This window comes from Clostridium sp. CTA-17 (genome assembly GCF_054767895.1).
Genome location: NZ_BAAABF010000003.1, coordinates 62,263 through 80,660, shown reverse-complemented (window position 1 = coordinate 80,660; position 18,398 = coordinate 62,263). Strand labels below are relative to the sequence as shown.

Here is an 18,398-nt window from a genome sequence, read left to right as displayed (position 1 = left end):
CATCTTTTGTAAAATGGTGCGAGGAGGATATAATGTCGACACTACTTAGTAAAACTAGAAGATTAAATAAGATTTTACAAAAATCAGGTACTGAAGCTATAGCTTTTGGAGATATATGCCAATTATTAAGTGATGTTATGTCGTGCAATGTATATTTAGTTGGAAGAAAAGGTAGAATATTAGGTTATTCTTTTTCTGAAAAATTTGAATGTGACATAATGAAAGAAAAAGTTGTTGTTGATAGAAAATTCCCAGAAGACTACAATAATAAATTAATAAACATTCAAGATACAATTGCAAACATACCTAATAAAGGGATATGTGTTTTTGAAGGAGTAGGCGAATGTTTAATCTCTAAAAAAATATCAACTATTGTTCCTATAGTTGGTAATGGAGATAGATTAGGGACTTTATTATTAGCTAGGTTTGGGGAAGAATTTAATGATGATGACCTAGTTTTAGCAGAATATAGTGCTACAATAGTTGGGATGGAGCTTCTAAGAGCTAGACAAGGTGAAATAGAAGAAGAAGCACGTAAAAAAGCAGTGGTTCAATTAGCTATTGGAACTTTATCTTACTCAGAATTAGAGGCTGTAGAACATATTTTTAGTGAGTTAAATGGAGATGAAGGATTATTAGTAGCTTCTAAGATAGCTGATAAAGTTGGAATAACTAGATCAGTTATAGTAAATGCTCTTAGAAAATTTGAGAGTGCAGGAGTTATTGAGTCAAGAAGTCTTGGAATGAAAGGTACTCATATAAAAATACTAAATGAAAAGTTAATGGATGAACTTAAAAAGATAAAATAAGATTTGAAGAAGATGTTTTTTACATCTTCTTCTTTTTTTATAATAAGCTAATAGTATATGAAATAAATATAAATCCATAACTTATAGACTTTATAAAAAAATTAATAGAAATAAGTAATTTTTTATAATTAACTAGTCTTTTTAAGTATATTTATAGATAATTTAAGATAAAATCTAATTAGGTGAAAAGTTTAATAGTGATATAATATTATTTTATAAAAACTTTGAAAAATCTTGTTGATACTTTTATAACCCTATGTTATACTATCAAAGGTAACAAATACACACATTATCGAATCTATAAGCCGGTGCTACTTTAAGTAGTGCTTATAGCAAAGAAGATAGTGGAGGAAATAACCAATCTAGGAGGAAAAAATAATGTCAGTAATTTCAATGAAACAATTATTAGAAGCTGGTGTTCATTTCGGACATCAAACAAGAAGATGGAACCCTAAAATGGCTCCTTACATCTTTACAGAAAGAAACGGTATATACATAATCGATTTACAAAAAACTGTAAAGAAAGCTGAAGAAGCTTACAACTTTATAAGAGAAGTATCAGAAGCTGGTAAAGACGTAATATTCGTTGGAACTAAAAAACAAGCTCAAGAAGCTGTTAAAGAAGAAGCTGAAAGATCAAACATGTACTTCGTTAACCACAGATGGTTAGGAGGAATGTTAACTAACTTCACAACTATAAAAACAAGAATAAACAGATTAAACAAATTAGATGAAATGGAACAAGACGGAACATTCGACGTTTTACCTAAGAAAGAAGTAATCAAGTTAAAACTTGAAAGAGAAAAATTACAAAGAAACTTAGGCGGAATCAAAGAATTAGACGCTTCAAACATAGGAGCTATGTTCGTTGTTGACCCAAGAAAAGAAAAGAATGCAATAGCAGAAGCTAAAATATTAGGAATCCCAGTAGTAGCTATAGTTGATACTAACTGTGATCCAGAAGAAGTTGACTACGTAATTCCAGGAAATGACGATGCTATAAGAGCAGTTAAATTAATAGCTGGTAAAATGGCAGACGCTATAATCGAAGGAAGACAAGGCGAGCAATTAGCAGAGTAATATTAAGATAAATACTGAAAAGGTAGATGAGGCTCTCTGCTTCGTTTACCTTTTAATTAAATAGTCAGGAGGAATTTCAATGATAACAGCTAAAGCAGTTAAAGAGTTAAGAGAAAGAACTGGCGCAGGAATGATGGATTGTAAAAAAGCGCTAACTGAAACTAATGGAGATATGGAAAAAGCAGTTGAAGTTTTAAGAGAAAAAGGATTAGCAGCTGCAGCTAAAAAAGCTGGAAGAGTAGCAGCTGAAGGTATCGTTAAAACTTACGTATCAGAAGATATGAAAAAAGGTTCAATAGTTGAAATCAACTGTGAAACTGACTTCGTTGCTTTAAACGAAGAATTCGTTGGATTTGCAGGAAGAGTAGCAGAATTAGTTGCTAACTCAAATGTAAACACTGTAGAAGAATTATTAGCAGAAAAATTAGACGGAGATAAAACTGTTCAAGAAGTTTTAACTGAGTTAATCGCTAAGATCGGTGAAAACATGAGCGTAAGAAGATTCGAAAGATTCTCTGTTGAAAGCGGATTAGTTCAAAGCTACATCCACGGTGGCGGAAGAATAGGTGTTATGGCTGAATTAGCATGTGAAGCTTCATCACCAGTATTAGCTGAAGTTGCTAAAGATGTTTGTATGCAAATAGCTGCTGCTAACCCACTATTCTTATCAGAAGCTGATGTTGATCAAGAATCTTTAGAAAAAGAAAAAGAAATATACAGAGCTCAAGCTCTTAACGAAGGTAAACCAGAGCACATCGTTGATAAGATGGTAATGGGAAGAATCAAAAAATACTGTAAAGAAGTTTGTCTTTTAGATCAAGCTTGGGTAAAAGATGGCGACAAATCAATCGCTAAATTATTAGAAGAAAAATCAAAAGAAGTAGGTTCTCCAATAACTATAACTAAGTTCGTAAGATTCGAAAGAGGAGAAGGAATCGAAAAGAAAGAAGAAAACTTCGCTGAAGAAGTAGCTAAAATGGGCGGAAAATAATAACATAAGAGAACACATTGTGTTCTCTTTTTTTAGAATATAGATATAAAAAATTAACAAAAATAGAGAATTCAGCGTTTTGGAGGTTTAAGATGGGAACTTGTAAATACAAAAGAGTTATGCTTAAGTTATCAGGTGAGGCTTTAGCAGGCGAAAATGGTTTTGGAATAGATTTTAACATAGCAATGAACATAGCAAAGGCTGTAAAAGAGCTTGTAGATATGGGAATAGAAGTAGGCGCAGTTGTAGGTGGCGGAAACATATGGAGAGGTAGAAGTGGAGAAGGCATGGATAGAACTACTGCTGACTATATGGGAATGTTAGCTACTTCAATAAATGCTTTAGCTCTTCAAGATTCATTAGAATCTTTAGGAGTAGACACTAGAGTACAGACTGCTATAGAAATGAAGGAAATAGCAGAGCCATATATAAGAAGAAGAGCTATGAGACACTTAGAAAAAGGTAGAGTAGTAATATTCGGAGCAGGAACAGGAAACCCTTATTTTTCAACTGATACAGCAGCAGCATTAAGAGCCGCTGAAATAGAAGCTGATGTAATATTATTAGCTAAAAAGGTTGATGGAGTTTATGATAAAGATCCACATAAATACGATGATGCTAAAAAATATGATGAATTATCATATATAGAAGTACTTGAGCAAGGATTACAAGTAATGGATTCAACTGCAACATCACTTTGTATGGACAACAACATCCCTATATTAGTATTTGCTTTAGATAATCCTGAAAACATTAAGAGAGTTGTTTTAGGAGAAAATATAGGAACAATAGTAAGCAAAAAATAAGGAGGAGTTTTAAATGATTAAGGACGTTATAAAAAAATCAGAAGAAAAAATGAATAAAACTATAAATTCTTTAAATTCAGAATTAGCTACAATGAAAGCTGGAAGAGCTAACCCAACTATGTTAGATAGAATTCAAGTTGAGTATTATGGAAGCATGTGTCCTTTAAATCAAGTAGCTAATGTTTCATCACCAGAACCAAGATTATTAGTTATAACACCTTGGGAAAAACCAATGCTTAAAGAAATAGAAAAAGCTATCTTAAAATCAGATTTAGGAATAAACCCTAACAATGATGGTACTATAATAAGACTTTTAGTTCCAGAATTAACTGAAGAAACTAGAAAAAATTTAGTTAAGAACGTTAAAAAAGTTGGAGAGCAAGCTAAGGTTGCTATAAGATCTATAAGAAAAGATGCAAATGATAAAGTTAAAAACTTCAAAAAAGAAGGAACTATAACTGAAGATGAAATGAAAAAGGGTGAAGATGACATCCAAAAAGTAACAGATAAGTTTGTTAAAGAAATAGATACTATAGTGGCAGCTAAAGAAAAAGAGATTATGTCAATTTAATTTAAAAAACCTGCTCTTTAGCAGGTTTTTTATTTTATAATTGAATTATAAGGAGGAACCTTCTATGTTAGATTTTTTTAGTAAAAAAGGAAATGAAGATTCAGAAGAAATAGTTCTAATTGAAGATAAAATGCCAAAGCATATTGCCATAATAATGGATGGTAATGGAAGATGGGCAAAAAAAAGAGGTCTTCCAAGAACTATGGGACATAGAGCTGGGGTTAAGACTATAAAAACTATTGTAAAAGAATGCGATAAATTAGGAGTGAAATATTTAACTTTATATGCTTTCTCTACTGAAAACTGGAAAAGACCAGAAGATGAAGTTAATGCTCTTATGAAGTTAGTTGTTGAATTTATAAAAAATGAAATTGATGAACTTCATCAAAACGGAGTAAGGGTACAAACTATAGGTGATTTATCAAGATTCCCAGAAGAACCTAAAAAAGCTATACTTTGGGCTATGGAAAAAACTAAAGATAACACTGGAGTAGTTTTAAGCTTAGCATTAAATTATGGTGGAAGAAATGAAATAGTTAGAGGTATAAAATCTGTAATAGAAGATGTTAAAGCGGGCAAAATAAGTATAGATGATATAAACGAAGATATGTTTAATGACTATCTTTATACTAAAGGAATGCCAGATCCAGATCTTATAATAAGACCAAGTGGAGAACAAAGACTTAGCAACTTCTTATTATGGCAATGTGCATACTCAGAATTTTGGTATTCTCAAATAAACTGGCCAGATTTTAATGGTGAAAATTTAAGAAAAGCTATTTTTGATTATCAAAATAGAGATAGAAGATTTGGTGGAATTAAATAAATAATGAGGTGATTTGGGTGAAATCTAATAGCAGATATCTAGGCGCACTTATAATGGCTCCATTTATTGCTTTTATATTCCTAGGTGGAATTTGGCTTAAGCTATTTACTATTGCTCTTTCTTTTGCAGGATTATATGAATATTATAAAACTGTTAAAGTAGCAAAATTAAAGCCTATTTCCATAGGGGGATATATATTATTAATATTATATTACTTAACTTCAAATAATTTTGAAATGTTATCATTTTTAATAATAATAGCTACATTTATATTACTTTGTGTTCCTATACTTGATATTGAATATACATTTATAGATGTTGCAGTTACTATTTTAGGATTTATATATGTAGGAGTTTTCTTTAGCTTCATACATTTAGTAAACATCAAAGAAGGTGGACAATACCTAGTTTGGTTAATATTCCTATCATCATGGCTTTGTGATACTGCTGCATACTATTCAGGTAGATTCTTTGGTAAACACAAATTATGTCCAAAGGTTAGTCCTAAGAAGACTATAGAAGGTTCTATAGGAGGAATATTAGGAAGTACATTAGCTTGTGGAATATTTGGTATAATAATATTTAATAGTTTCTCTTTAATACCTGTATATCATTATTTTATAATAGGTATATTATGTGGAGTATTCTGTCAATTTGGTGATTTAGTTGCTTCATCAATAAAGAGATACGCAGGAATAAAAGATTATAGTAATTTAATACCAGGACATGGTGGAATATTAGATAGATTTGACAGTATATTATTTGCTGGAACAATAGTATTCTTCTATTTAACACTTGTCTTAAAATTTTAATGCTTTAGATTTTCTAAAGCATTTTTTTTATAAAAAATTTTATTTATATTTATTTGTAGGCATAAAAATTTTATTATATATTTAACTTAAAAAGAAAAATATAAGATTATTCATAGAATATTAAGTAATAACTTGAGTATATTTATTATGTAGAGATATTTATAAAGGTGGGAATAGTTTAAAAGAAAAAGATTTATCAATGAGTAGATAACTTTCTGTTAAAAGAAAACATAATAAATGTATATTATTGTATTTAGAGATATAATGATATAAAATAATATAATAGGCTAAGTAGATAATTTTAGTCTATTATGTTTAAGGAAGAACTTAGGAGGAAAGAATATGAAGAGAATATCTATACTAGGGGTAACTGGTTCTATAGGAACTCAAACTTTAGATGTATTAAGATTTCATAAAGAAGATTTTGAATTAGTTGGCATAACAGCTAATAGAAATATAGAATTAACATTGGATATAATAAAAGAGTTTTCACCTAAATACGTTGCAATAAATCACGAAGAATCTTATAAAAAGCTTGTAGATTTAGTAAAAAGCGAAGGATTAAAGTGTGAAGTTATCTATGGTATGGAAGGCTTAGTTAAAGTTGCTACTTTAGATGAAATTGATATAGTTGTTACTTCTGTTGTCGGTATGATTGGATTAAAACCAACTGTGGAAGCTATAAGAAAAGGAAAAGATATCGCTTTAGCCAATAAAGAAACTTTAGTAGTAGCAGGTGAACTTGTTATGAGAGAAGCTAAAGAAAATGGAGTAAAAATACTTCCAGTAGACTCAGAGCATAGTGCTATATTCCAATCATTACAAGGAAATGCTCATAACAAAATTGATAAAATACTTTTAACTGCTTCTGGAGGGCCTTTTAGAGGATTTACTATAGAAGATTTAAAATCAGTAACTCCAGAAAGAGCTCTTAAGCATCCAAAATGGAATATGGGTCAAAAAATATCAATAGATTCATCAACTCTAATGAACAAGGGATTAGAAGTTATAGAAGCTCATTGGTTATTTGATTGTCCTTATAAAGATATAGAGGTTGTAGTTCATCCACAATCAATAATACATTCTATGGTTCAATATACTGATGGAGCAGTTATAGCTCAATTAGGTGTACCAGATATGAAATTACCAATTCAATATGCTTTAAATTATCCAAATAGGGAAGGAAATATTAGTGAAAAGTTAGATTTATTTAAGATTAGAGAGTTAACTTTTGAAAAGCCAGATTTAGATACATTTAAATGCTTAAAATTAGCTTATGAAGCAGGAGAAAAAGGAAAGCTTATGCCAACAATCTTAAATGGTGCAAATGAAGTATGTGTTGAACTATTCCTAAATAAAAAGATAACATATCTGCAAATACCAGAGATAATAGAAGAGTGTATGAATACTTTTGATTACAACAAAGAGGTTACTCTTGATAATGTAATAAATTTAGACAAAGAAGTAAGACAGTATATATATGAAAAATATAACTAGGAGGGAAAAGGGTGTATATAATTTTTGCTTTATTAGCATTTAGTGCTTTAATCTTAGTTCATGAGCTTGGACATTTTATTGTGGCGAAATTAAATGGGATTTATGTTGAGGAATTTGCTATTGGTATGGGTCCAAAGCTTTTTGGTGTAAAAGTTGGAGAAACAGAATATAACTTAAGAATCCTTCCTTTTGGTGGATTTGTTAAAATGCTTGGTGAAGAAGATGAAAGTGATGATTCAAGAAGCTTAAATGCAAAAACTCCTATTCAAAGAATACTTGTTATGGGAGCAGGGGCATTTATGAATTATGTATTAGCCCTTATAATATTTATTGGGCTAGCTATGAGTTCTGGATTTGCAGAAAATAAAGTAGCAAGTGTAGTACCTAATTCACCAGCGCAAGAAATAGGAATTGAACAGGGAGATGAATTCCTAAAAATAGATGGAAACAAAATTCATACAACTGATGATTTTAGAATGGGATTAGCTTTAGCTAAGGGAAATCCAGTTGAATTAGAAATAAAAAGAGGCAATGATGTCTTAACAAAAACAGTACAGCCGATTTTAAATGAGAGTGGAGTGTATCAAGTTGGAATAAGCTATGCTTTAGTTGAAAAACCTACTTTGCTTCAAGGAATAAAGCAAGGATTTAATGAAACAAGAAGTCTTGTATCTCAGTCATTTATTGCATTAAAGACTATTGTTACAGGAGAAGCAAATTTAAAAACTGATGTAGGAGGTCCTGTTACAATAATTAAAATGTCAGGGCAAGCAGCAAAAGCAGGAGCAAATACTCTTTTATGGTTTATGGCATTTTTAAGTGTTCAATTAGCAGTATTTAACCTTTTACCATTCCCAGCTTTAGATGGTGGAAGAATATTTATAGAGCTTATTCAAATGATAATTAGAAAAGAAATACCTGCTAAATATATTGAAGCTGTAAATACCGTTGGATTCATGCTCCTTATGGGACTTATGGTATTAGTAACTATAAAAGATATAATATTCCCGATACTATAGAAATTTGGAGGAATTAATAGTGAATAGAAAAGAAACTAGAAAGGTTAAGGTTGGAAACATATATGTTGGAGGAGATTTTAGAGTTTCCATTCAATCTATGACCAATACAGATACAAAAGATGTAGAGTCTACAGTTAAACAAATAAAAGAGCTTCAAGAAGCTGGATGTGATATTGTTAGATGTGCAGTTTTAGATATGGATGCAGCTTGTGCCATAAAAGATATAGTGGCAAAAATTAATATACCACTAGTTGCAGACATTCATTTTGATTATAGATTAGCTTTAAAAGCAATAGAAAATGGAGTTTCTGCAATAAGAATAAATCCAGGGAATATTGGATCTAGAGAAAAGGTAGAAGCTGTAGTAAAAGCTTGTAAAGAAAAAAATATTCCTATAAGAATAGGGGTTAACTCAGGGTCATTATCAAAAGAGCTTTTAGCAAAATACGGAAAACCTACCCCAGATGCCCTAGTTGAAAGTGCATTAGAACATGTTAAAATATTAGAAGAGTTAGATTTTCATGATATAGTAATTTCAATGAAATCATCAAATGTTGAAACTATGATAGAAAGTTATAGAATAGCTTCACAAAAAACAAATTATCCTCTTCACTTAGGGGTTACTGAGGCTGGTACACCTTGGAGAGGAACAATAAAATCTGCTATAGGAATAGGAACTTTACTTGCAGAAGGAATAGGTGATACTATAAGAGTTTCTTTAACTGGAGATCCTGTTGAAGAGATAAAAGTAGGTAAAGAAATTCTTAAAAACTTTGGATATGTAAAAGAAGGAATAGAGTTTATATCATGTCCTACATGTGGAAGAACTCAAATAGACTTAATAAACATAGCTAAAGAAGTAGAGGAAAGACTAAGCTCTTGCAAGAAAAACATAAAGGTTGCAGTAATGGGCTGTGTTGTAAATGGACCAGGAGAAGCAAGAGAGGCAGATATTGGAATAGCTGGAGGTAAAGGCGAAGGGCTTATCTTTAGAAAAGGTGAAATAATTAAAAAAGTAAAAGAAGAAGACTTAGTTGAAGAGCTTATAAAGATAATAGAAACAATATAATTTAAAGGAGGGATTAATATCCCTTCTTTATGTCGTATAGGGATAAATTAAAATAAAATTCAAAGGAGGCTTAGATTTTGAGTAACGAGTTTGTTAAACAGATTAACAGATCCATAAAATCAGATGATAATCTTAATGATTTAGAGTTTGAAATAACTAAGTTTCAATTGTTGAAGAAAAGCAATACTTTAAGAACCATAATAAAAAGTAAAGATCAATTATCAGAAGAACAAAAGAAAATAATTAAACAATATATAAAAAAAGCTATAGGTTTTGAAATAAATATAGAGATTATGTATTACATAGATATTTCTGATATAACTTTAAAGCAGGTAGTAGATCAGCATTGGAATCATGTTTGTGAAAAAATTATAGAGAAACATCCTGTTTTAAAAGAAGTTTTACTTAATTCTCCTATAGTAATTGAGGGAGAAAAAATAATTATAAAAAATGGTTCTGAGTTTTTATGTACTTTTGTTAATAAAAAACATATAGATAGAGAGATTAAGGGATATATAAAATCATTCTTTGGAATAAATTCTTTAGTAGAAGTTAAATATGATGAAAGTTTAGCTAATAAGAATTACAATGATGAAAAGTTAAATGAAAACAAAGAAATAGCTAAAAAAGTTATAGAAACTATGAAAGCTCAAGCTGCTCAAGAAAAGCCTGTTAAAAAGGAAAGTAATGATAATAAACATAAATCTAATGGTGGCAATAAAGGCGGTTATGAGAAAAAATCTTATAAAGATGAGCCTAAGAATGAAAATACTATACTGGGAAGAAATATTCAAGGAGATACTATAGATATAAGCAGTATAGATATGGGGTCTGGAATTGTTACTATTTCAGGAGATATATTTAAAACTGATATTTTTGAAACTAAGACAGGTAGAATAATACTTACATTCTTCATAACAGACTATACAAGTTCTATAGCCGTTAAATGCTTCTTAAGAGATAAGGATAAAGAACATGTTTTAGAAAATGTTAAAAAAGGTCTTTATTGTAAAGTAAGAGGAGAAGCTACTATGGACCCTTATGCTAAGGAAGTTGTAATAATGGCTAGGGATATAAATAAGCTTACAAAAATAGAGCGTATGGATACAGCAGAGGAAAAAAGAGTAGAACTTCATATGCATACAACTATGAGCTCAATGGATGCCGTAACTGTTGCAAGTAAAATTGTTGAGAGAGCAGCAAAGTTTGGACATAAGGCTGTAGCCATAACAGACCATGGAGTTGTTCAGGCTTTTCCAGATGCTCAAATAGCGGCTAAAAAGAATAACATAAAAGTTATTTATGGAGTAGAGGGATATTTAGCTGATAATGGAACACCTATAGTTATTAATGGGCATGAGGAATCTTTTGATGATGAGTATGTGGTTTTTGATATAGAAACAACAGGTTTTTCAAGTAAAAATGATAAGATTATAGAAATTGGTGCTGTTAAGTTAAAGGATGGAGAAATAGTAGATTCATTTAGTACTTTTGTTGATCCAAAGGTAAATATTCCATATAAGATTACAGAGCTTACAAGTATAACTCAAAATATGGTTAATGGACAGCCTACTATAGATGAAGTGCTTCCTAAATTTATGGAATTTGTAGGAGATTCTGTATTGGTAGCCCACAATGCTGCCTTTGACGTTGGCTTTATAAAAAAGAACTTAATGGATATGGGAAAAACTTTAAAGAATCCTGTAATGGATACTGTCCCTTTAGCTAGATATCTTTATCCAGATTTAAAAAAGGTTAAGTTAAATCTAGTTGCTAAACATTTAGGAATTAGCCTTGAAAATCACCATAGAGCCGTTGATGATGCAAAGGCTACTGCGGAGATATTAAAGTTTTCTTTCAAAAAGATGAAAGAAGAAATGGATATTCATGATGTTAAAACTCTAAATGAAAAGTATTTATCAAATATAGATGTAAAGAAGCTTCCTCTACATCACATAATAATATTAGCTAAAAATCAAATTGGAATTAAGAATTTATATAAATTAGTTTCTATGGCTCACTTAGATTATTTTGCTAGAAGGCCAAGGCTGCCTAAAAGTATAATAACTGAGTATAGGGAAGGATTAATAATTGGGTCAGCTTGTGAAGCAGGTCAATTATATAAGGCAGTTTTAGAAGGAAAGACAGATGGGGAGTTAAAAGAAATAGCATCTTTTTATGATTATCTAGAAATTCAGCCAATACAAAATAATGAATTCCTTATAAGAAAAGGAAATGTAAAAGATGAAGATGAACTTAGAGAGTTAAATAGAAAAATATATGATTTAGGAAAGGAAATGGATAAACCAGTAGTGGCTACATGCGATTGTCATTTCTTAGATCCTAATGATGAAGTATTTAGAAGAATAATAATGGCTGGTCAAGGATATGGAGATGCAGATAATCAACCCCCGTTATATTTTAGAACTACTAATGAAATGATGAAAGAGTTTGAATATTTAGGAGAAGAGGCTTGCAGGGAAGTTGTAATAGAAAATACTCAGAAGATAGCTGATATGGTTGAGGTTGTAAAACCTATACCAGATGAAACATTTCCTCCTAAAATAGAGGGGGCTGAGGAAGATATAAGAAATATGACCATGAATAAGGTTCATAGCATATATGGAGAAAATCTTCCAGAAGTTGTTCAAAAGAGATTGGATAAAGAACTTAATTCTATAATAAATAATGGATATGCGGTGCTTTATCTTATAGCTCAAAAATTAGTTGCTAAATCTTTAGAAGATGGATACCTAGTTGGTTCAAGGGGTTCTGTTGGTTCATCTTTCGTAGCAACAATGTCAGATATAACAGAGGTTAATGGATTACCACCTCATTATGTTTGTCCAAATTGTAAGAAATCAGAATTTTTCTTAGATGGTTCTATAAGTTCAGGAGCAGATTTACCAGATAAAAATTGTCCTGATTGTGGAGCTAAGTATATTAAGGATGGCCATGATATTCCTTTCGAAACATTCTTAGGTTTTGAAGGTGATAAAGAACCAGATATAGACCTTAACTTCTCAGGGGAATACCAAGCTGTTGTACATAAGTACACAGAGGTTCTTTTCGGAAAAGGATATGTATTTAAAGCTGGAACTATAGGTACAGTAGCTGAAAAAACAGCTTATGGTTTTGTTAAAAAATATCTTCAAGAAAGAGGATTAGTTGTATCTCAAGCTGAAATAGAAAGGCTTACTATTGGATGTACTGGAATAAAAAGAACCAGTGGACAGCATCCAGGTGGAATCATGGTTGTTCCAAATGACAATGAAATATATAATTTTTGTCCAATACAACATCCAGCTGATGATGTTAACACAGATATTATAACCACTCACTTTGATTACCATTCAATAAGTGGTAGACTTCTTAAGCTTGATATACTTGGACACGACGATCCGACCGTTCTTAGAATGCTTCAAGACTTAACTGGCTTAGATCCTAAGACAATACCTTTAAATGATCCTAAGGTTATAAGTTTATTTACATCACCAGATGCCTTAGGGGTAACTAAAGAAGAATTAGGATGTGAAGTTGGTAGTTATGGACTTCCTGAGTTCGGTACTAAATTCGTTAGACAGATGCTTGTGGATACTCAACCTAAGAGTTTTGCAGACCTTGTGAGAATATCTGGACTTTCACATGGTACTGATGTTTGGCTTAATAATGCTCAGTACTTTATTAAAGAAGGTTACACTACACTAAAAGATTGTATAGCAACAAGAGACGATATTATGGTTTATCTTATGTATAAAGATCTTCCTCCTAAGACAGCCTTTACTATAATGGAAAAGGTAAGAAAAGGAAAAGGGCTTAGTGAAGAGGATGAAGCTTTAATGAGAGAGAAAAATGTACCAGATTGGTATATTGAATCTTGTAAAAGAATAAAATACATGTTCCCTAAAGGCCATGCTGTTGCATATGTTATGATGGCAGTTAGAATAGCATATTATAAAGTTTATTATCCAGAAGCATATTACACAACATACTTTACAGTAAGAGCTGATGATTTCGATGCAGACTTAATTTGTAAGGGTGAAGAAGCAATAAAGGCAAAAATGGAAGAGCTAAATTCTTTAGGAAATAACATATCAGTAAAAGAAAAAGGGCTTTTAACTATTTTAGAAATTTCTTATGAAATGTATAAAAGAGGATTGAATTTCTTAAAGGTTGATTTATATAAATCAGAAGCAACTAAGTTTAAGATAGAAGAAGATGGTATAAGACCTCCATTAAATGCTCTTCAAGGAGTTGGAGATAATGCTGCAAAAAGTATAGTTGAATGTAGGGTTAATGGAGAATTTATTTCAAAGGAAGATTTAAGAATTAGATCTAAGGTTTCAAAGACTGTAATAGAAACTTTAGATAATCATGGATGCCTAGAAGGAATGCAAGAAAGTAACCAACTTAGTTTGTTTGGCTAATTTTAAAAATTTCTTGTAATATAAAATATACTATGTTACTATATAAGTAGAAGTTTTTTACTAATAGTTTGAGGTAAAGGAGTGGGACAGAAAAGCCCGCTCTTTCTATTTGTAACGCAACTTAGAATAAAGTTGCGTTTTTGCATACCTATTATTATATAAATTAATAGGTATTTGCTTTATTGGATACAATAAAGATAAGATTTAAAACTTAATAAGGGAGGGAAGTATAATGAAAAAAGAACAACTTGTAGCTGATCTTGAAGCACTTTGTGCTCCTATAGTTAAAGAAAAGGGATATGATTTATATCATATTGAATATGTAAAAGAAAATAATGAATATTATTTAAGATTATATATAGAAAAGCCAGAGGAGAGAATTTCTCTAAGGGATTGTGAAATTGTAAGTAGAGCATTAAGTGATATGCTTGATATAGAAGATCCAATAAAAGATGCTTACTTCTTAGAAGTTTCATCACCAGGGTTAAATAGAAGATTACATAGTGATGAGCATTTTAATAGATTTATAGGAAAAGAAGTTTTTGTTGGATTTAAGAGTTCTTTAAGTGGAAGAAAAAATGTAAAAGGAATTCTTAAAGATGTACAAGAAAATGAAATAATAGTTGAATGTGAAGGGAATGAAATAAAAGTTCCTAAAGATAAAATTAAGACAGCGAACCTTGAAGGGGAGATATAATTTAAGGAGGGTTTAAAAATGAATGAAGAATTTCTAGGGGCATTATCTGAAATAGTAAAAGAGAAAGGTATTTCAGTAGAGGCTTTATTAGAAACTATAGATGATGCTATAATAGCAGCTTATAAGAAAAACTTTTCAAATTCAGGAACAACTGCACAAAATGTAAAGGTAAAACGTGATGAAAAATCAGGAGAAATCCATGTTTATGCTCAAAAAGTTGTTGTTGAAGAAGTTTATGATGATGTAACAGAAATAAGTTTAGAAGATGCAAAGGCTATTAGTGCTATTTATCAATTAGATGACATAGTAGAAATAGAAGTAACACCTAAAAACTTTGGAAGAGTTGCAGCACAACTTGCTAAGCAAATGGTTATCCAAAGAATAAAAGAATCTGAGAGAAATGTAATTTACTCAGAATTTGCAGAAAAAGAATTTGACATATTACCTGGTACAGTAATAAGAAAAGACAAAGGTAATGTATTTGTAGACTTAGGAAAAATAGAAGGTGTTTTAGGACCAAATGAACAAATGCCTACAGAAAAATATAACTTCAATGAAAAATTACAATTATATGTAGTTGAAGTTAAGAAAACATCTAAAGGGGCTTCAGTTTTATGTTCAAGAACACATCCAGGTTTAGTTAAAAGATTATTTGAATTAGAAGTTCCAGAAATATATGAAGGAATAGTTGAAATAAAAAGTATAGCTAGAGAAGCTGGATCAAGAACTAAAATAGCTGTTTACTCAAATGATGAATCAGTAGATGCTATGGGAGCTTGTGTTGGACCTAAGGGTGTTAGAGTTCAAAATATAGTTAATGAACTAAAAAATGAAAAAATTGATATAATAAAATGGAGCAATACTCCATCTGAGTATATAGAAAATGCTTTAAGCCCAGCTAAGGTTATAAGTGTAGAAGCTGATGAAGAAACTAAATCAGCTAAGGTTATAGTGGATGATAGTCAATTATCATTAGCTATAGGTAAAGAAGGACAAAATGTTAGATTAGCAGCTAAATTAACTGGTTGGAAAATAGACATAAAGAGCAAATCTAAAGCAGAAGAATTATTACAAGAAGAAGATATTGTTGTTGAAGAAGACATTATAATAGAAGAATAATAACTTCTAGACTTTGGAGGTGACAAGATGAAACCTAAAAAAATTCCAATGAGAATGTGCAATGGTTGCATGGAAATGAAGCCTAAAAAAGAACTGATAAGAATAGTTAAAAATTCTGAAGGAGAAGTTTCAGTAGATTTAACTGGTAAAAAGTCAGGAAGAGGGGCTTACATTTGTAAAAGTGTTGAATGTTTAGAAAAAGCATTTAAAGCAAAAAGATTAAATAAAAATCTTCAATCTAATATTGGAGATGAAGTCTATGATAGATTGAGGGATGAGATAACAAATGGATAAATTTCTTAATTTTTTAGGACTTACAAAAAGAGCAGGTAAACTTTTGGAGGGTTATAATAAATGTGAAGAGGAAATGAAAAGAAGTAAGATTTACTTATTTATTTTCTCAAATAGCATTTCAAATCGTTCAAAAGATAAATTCGTTAAGTACTGTGAACAGTATGATATACCATACATAGATAATTTTTCAAAAGAAGAGTTAGGATATAGTATAGGTAGATGCGAAATCAATATATTAGGAGTAACTGATGAGAATATGGCAGAAAAACTTTTGTCATATTCTAATAATAATTAGTTCATCTAAAAATTTTTCGGGGGTGAATATATGTCAAAAATAAGAGTTTATGAATTGGCAAAAGAGTTAAGAGTTCCAAGTAAAGTTCTTATAAACGTATTAATGGATGAGTTCGGCGTTGAGGTTAAAAACCATATGAGCGTTATAGAAGATGAAGATGCTGCGTTAATAAAAGAACTTTTAGCAGGAAGTGAAGCAAACAGTGAATTGGTTGCTGAATATGAAGCTGAATTAGCTGAAGAAGTTAATAATGCTGCTAAGAAGAAAAAGAAAAGAAAAAAAGGTAGCGAAGATGATAACCTAGAACAAGACGTTGAAGTTATCGAAATCGGAAAAACTATAACAGTTAAAGAATTAGCTGAGAAATTAAACAAACCAGTTAATGATGTTATAAAAACTCTTATCTTCACAGGAGTAATGGCTGCTATAAACCAAGAAATAGATTTTGAAACAGCTGAAAAAGTTGCTGAAAAATATGAGGTTGCAGTTTATGAAAAAGAAGAAGAGAATACTTTAGAAGAGTTCGAAGAAGAAACTGATGTAGAAGAAGAAAACCTAGCTAAGAGACCACCTATTATAACAGTTATGGGACACGTTGACCATGGTAAAACTTCATTACTTGATGCTATAAGAAAATCAAAGGTAACAAGTACAGAAGCTGGTGGAATAACTCAACATATAGGTGCTTATACTGTTGAAGTAAACGGAGAAACTTTAACATTCTTAGATACACCAGGACATGAAGCTTTCACAGCAATGAGAGCTAGAGGAGCTCAAATAACAGACGTAGTTATCTTAGTTGTTGCAGCTGATGACGGAATAATGCCACAAACAGTAGAAGCCATAAATCACTGTAAGGCAGCTAACGTTCCAATGATAGTTGCTATAAACAAAATGGATAGAGAAGGTGCTAATCCAGATAGAGTTAAACAAGAATTAACTGAGCATGGATTAGTTGTTGAAGACTGGGGTGGAGATATCATAGCAGTACCAGTTTCAGCTAAAACTAGAGAAAACATAGATACTCTATTAGAAATGGTTCTTTTAACTTCAGAAATGCAAGAATTAAAAGCAGATGCTGGAAGAAAAGCAAAAGGAACAGTTGTAGAGGCTAAATTAGATAAAGGTAGAGGGGCTGTAGCAACATTATTAGTTCAAAATGGTACTCTACACATGGGAGATTCAATCATAGTTGGTAGTACTTACGGAAGAATAAGAGCTATGTTTGATGACTCAGGTAAGAAGATAAAATCAGCTGGCCCATCAATTCCAGTTGAGGTTTTAGGTCTTTCAGAAGTACCAGCTGCTGGAGATAGATTCACAGTTGTTAAAGATGAAAAGACAGCTAGAAATATGGCTGAAGCTAGAAAAGAAAAAATAAGACAAGAAAGTTTCGCAACTTCACATAGAGTTTCATTAGAAGATTTATATAGCCAAATTAAAGAAGGTTCAGTTAAAGAACTTTCAGTTATAGTTAAAGCAGACGTTCAAGGTTCTGTTGAAGCTATAAAAGCATCATTAGAAAAATTATCAACTGATGATGTAAAAGTAAGAGTTATACACGGAGCTGTTGGTGCTATATCAGAGACAGATATAACATTAGCCGCTGCATCTAACGCTATAGTAATAGGATTTAATGTTAGACCAGATAATAATGCCGTAGCAGCTTCAGAAAGAGATGGAGTTGAAGTTAAAACTTACAGAGTAATATACGATGCTATAGAAGATATTAAGTCAGCTATGATTGGTATGTTAGATCCAGAATACAAAGAAGTTGTATTAGGAACTGCTGAAATAAGAGCAACTTACAAAATTTCTAACGTTGGAACAATTGCTGGAGGATATGTATTAACTGGTAAATTAGTTAGAAATGCAGATGTAAGAGTTATAAGAGAAGGTATTGTAATATTTGAATCTAAGTTAGCATCATTAAAGAGATTTAAAGATGATGTAAAAGAAGTAAATGCTGGATACGAGTGTGGATTTAGTGTAGAAAAGTTCAATGACATTAAAGAAGGCGATATAATAGAAGCATATACTATGGAAGCTGTTCAAAGAAAAGAACTTTAATTTTATAAAGAGGTGA

Annotated in this window: 16 protein-coding genes; all 16 read left to right on the top strand. The window is 30.9% G+C overall.

The window, feature by feature from the left end; all coding sequences use genetic code 11:
* The first annotated feature begins 32 nt into the window (after nt 1-32).
* The gene (codY, locus tag ACYUCG_RS06870; RefSeq protein WP_003449426.1) at nt 33-809 is read left to right on the top strand and encodes a GTP-sensing pleiotropic transcriptional regulator CodY; all 777 of its coding nucleotides are present in this window, start codon (nt 33-35) and stop codon (nt 807-809) included.
* A gap of 378 nt (nt 810-1,187) precedes the next feature.
* Nucleotides 1,188-1,889, top strand: a complete 702-nt coding sequence (gene rpsB, locus ACYUCG_RS06865; RefSeq protein WP_003470452.1) for a 30S ribosomal protein S2 — start codon at nt 1,188-1,190, stop codon at nt 1,887-1,889.
* A 79-nt stretch (nt 1,890-1,968) separates the two neighbouring features.
* Nucleotides 1,969-2,880 (top strand): translation elongation factor Ts, encoded by a 912-nt coding sequence (tsf, locus tag ACYUCG_RS06860; RefSeq protein WP_003459744.1) that lies wholly within the window; start codon nt 1,969-1,971, stop codon nt 2,878-2,880.
* A 92-nt stretch (nt 2,881-2,972) separates the two neighbouring features.
* Nucleotides 2,973-3,686, top strand: a complete 714-nt coding sequence (gene pyrH, locus ACYUCG_RS06855; RefSeq protein WP_003459788.1) for a UMP kinase — start codon at nt 2,973-2,975, stop codon at nt 3,684-3,686.
* Nucleotides 3,687-3,699: 13 nt separating this feature from the next.
* Nucleotides 3,700-4,257: a ribosome recycling factor gene (gene frr, locus ACYUCG_RS06850; protein WP_003459781.1), complete on the top strand. Its 558-nt coding sequence runs from the start codon at nt 3,700-3,702 to the stop codon at nt 4,255-4,257.
* Nucleotides 4,258-4,321: 64 nt separating this feature from the next.
* Nucleotides 4,322-5,083, top strand: a complete 762-nt coding sequence (locus tag ACYUCG_RS06845) for an isoprenyl transferase (RefSeq protein WP_460268350.1) — start codon at nt 4,322-4,324, stop codon at nt 5,081-5,083.
* 17 nt (nt 5,084-5,100) lie between these two features.
* Nucleotides 5,101-5,895: a phosphatidate cytidylyltransferase gene (locus tag ACYUCG_RS06840; protein ID WP_003481766.1), complete on the top strand. Its 795-nt coding sequence runs from the start codon at nt 5,101-5,103 to the stop codon at nt 5,893-5,895.
* A gap of 342 nt (nt 5,896-6,237) precedes the next feature.
* A complete protein-coding gene (gene dxr / locus ACYUCG_RS06835) occupies nt 6,238-7,392 on the top strand; it encodes a 1-deoxy-D-xylulose-5-phosphate reductoisomerase (protein ID WP_151232614.1) in 1,155 nt (384 codons plus the stop codon).
* An 11-nt stretch (nt 7,393-7,403) separates the two neighbouring features.
* Nucleotides 7,404-8,411 carry an RIP metalloprotease RseP gene (gene rseP, locus ACYUCG_RS06830; protein ID WP_240298532.1) on the top strand — a complete coding sequence of 336 codons (1,008 nt, stop codon included), beginning with the start codon at nt 7,404-7,406 and terminating at the stop codon, nt 8,409-8,411.
* Nucleotides 8,412-8,430: 19 nt separating this feature from the next.
* Nucleotides 8,431-9,480 (top strand): flavodoxin-dependent (E)-4-hydroxy-3-methylbut-2-enyl-diphosphate synthase, encoded by a 1,050-nt coding sequence (gene ispG, locus ACYUCG_RS06825; RefSeq protein WP_060670728.1) that lies wholly within the window; start codon nt 8,431-8,433, stop codon nt 9,478-9,480.
* A 77-nt stretch (nt 9,481-9,557) separates the two neighbouring features.
* Entirely contained in the window at nt 9,558-13,907 is a 4,350-nt protein-coding gene (locus tag ACYUCG_RS06820; protein WP_460268349.1) for a PolC-type DNA polymerase III, read from the top strand.
* Between the two features lie 232 nt (nt 13,908-14,139).
* The gene (rimP, locus tag ACYUCG_RS06815) at nt 14,140-14,604 is read left to right on the top strand and encodes a ribosome maturation factor RimP (protein ID WP_003459796.1); all 465 of its coding nucleotides are present in this window, start codon (nt 14,140-14,142) and stop codon (nt 14,602-14,604) included.
* 18 nt (nt 14,605-14,622) lie between these two features.
* Nucleotides 14,623-15,723 (top strand): transcription termination factor NusA, encoded by a 1,101-nt coding sequence (nusA, locus tag ACYUCG_RS06810; protein ID WP_060794425.1) that lies wholly within the window; start codon nt 14,623-14,625, stop codon nt 15,721-15,723.
* A 27-nt stretch (nt 15,724-15,750) separates the two neighbouring features.
* Nucleotides 15,751-16,017, top strand: a complete 267-nt coding sequence (rnpM, locus tag ACYUCG_RS06805; RefSeq protein ID WP_011592590.1) for an RNase P modulator RnpM — start codon at nt 15,751-15,753, stop codon at nt 16,015-16,017.
* Complete coding sequence (locus tag ACYUCG_RS06800) at nt 16,010-16,312, top strand: 50S ribosomal protein L7ae-like protein (RefSeq protein WP_003459801.1); 303 nt, start codon at nt 16,010-16,012, stop codon at nt 16,310-16,312. Before rnpM ends, ACYUCG_RS06800 begins: the two co-directional genes overlap by 8 nt.
* A 30-nt stretch (nt 16,313-16,342) precedes the next feature.
* Nucleotides 16,343-18,382, top strand: coding sequence for a translation initiation factor IF-2 (gene infB, locus ACYUCG_RS06795; RefSeq protein ID WP_003449445.1), 2,040 nt, complete (start codon nt 16,343-16,345; stop codon nt 18,380-18,382).
* Nucleotides 18,383-18,398: the final 16 nt, after the last annotated feature.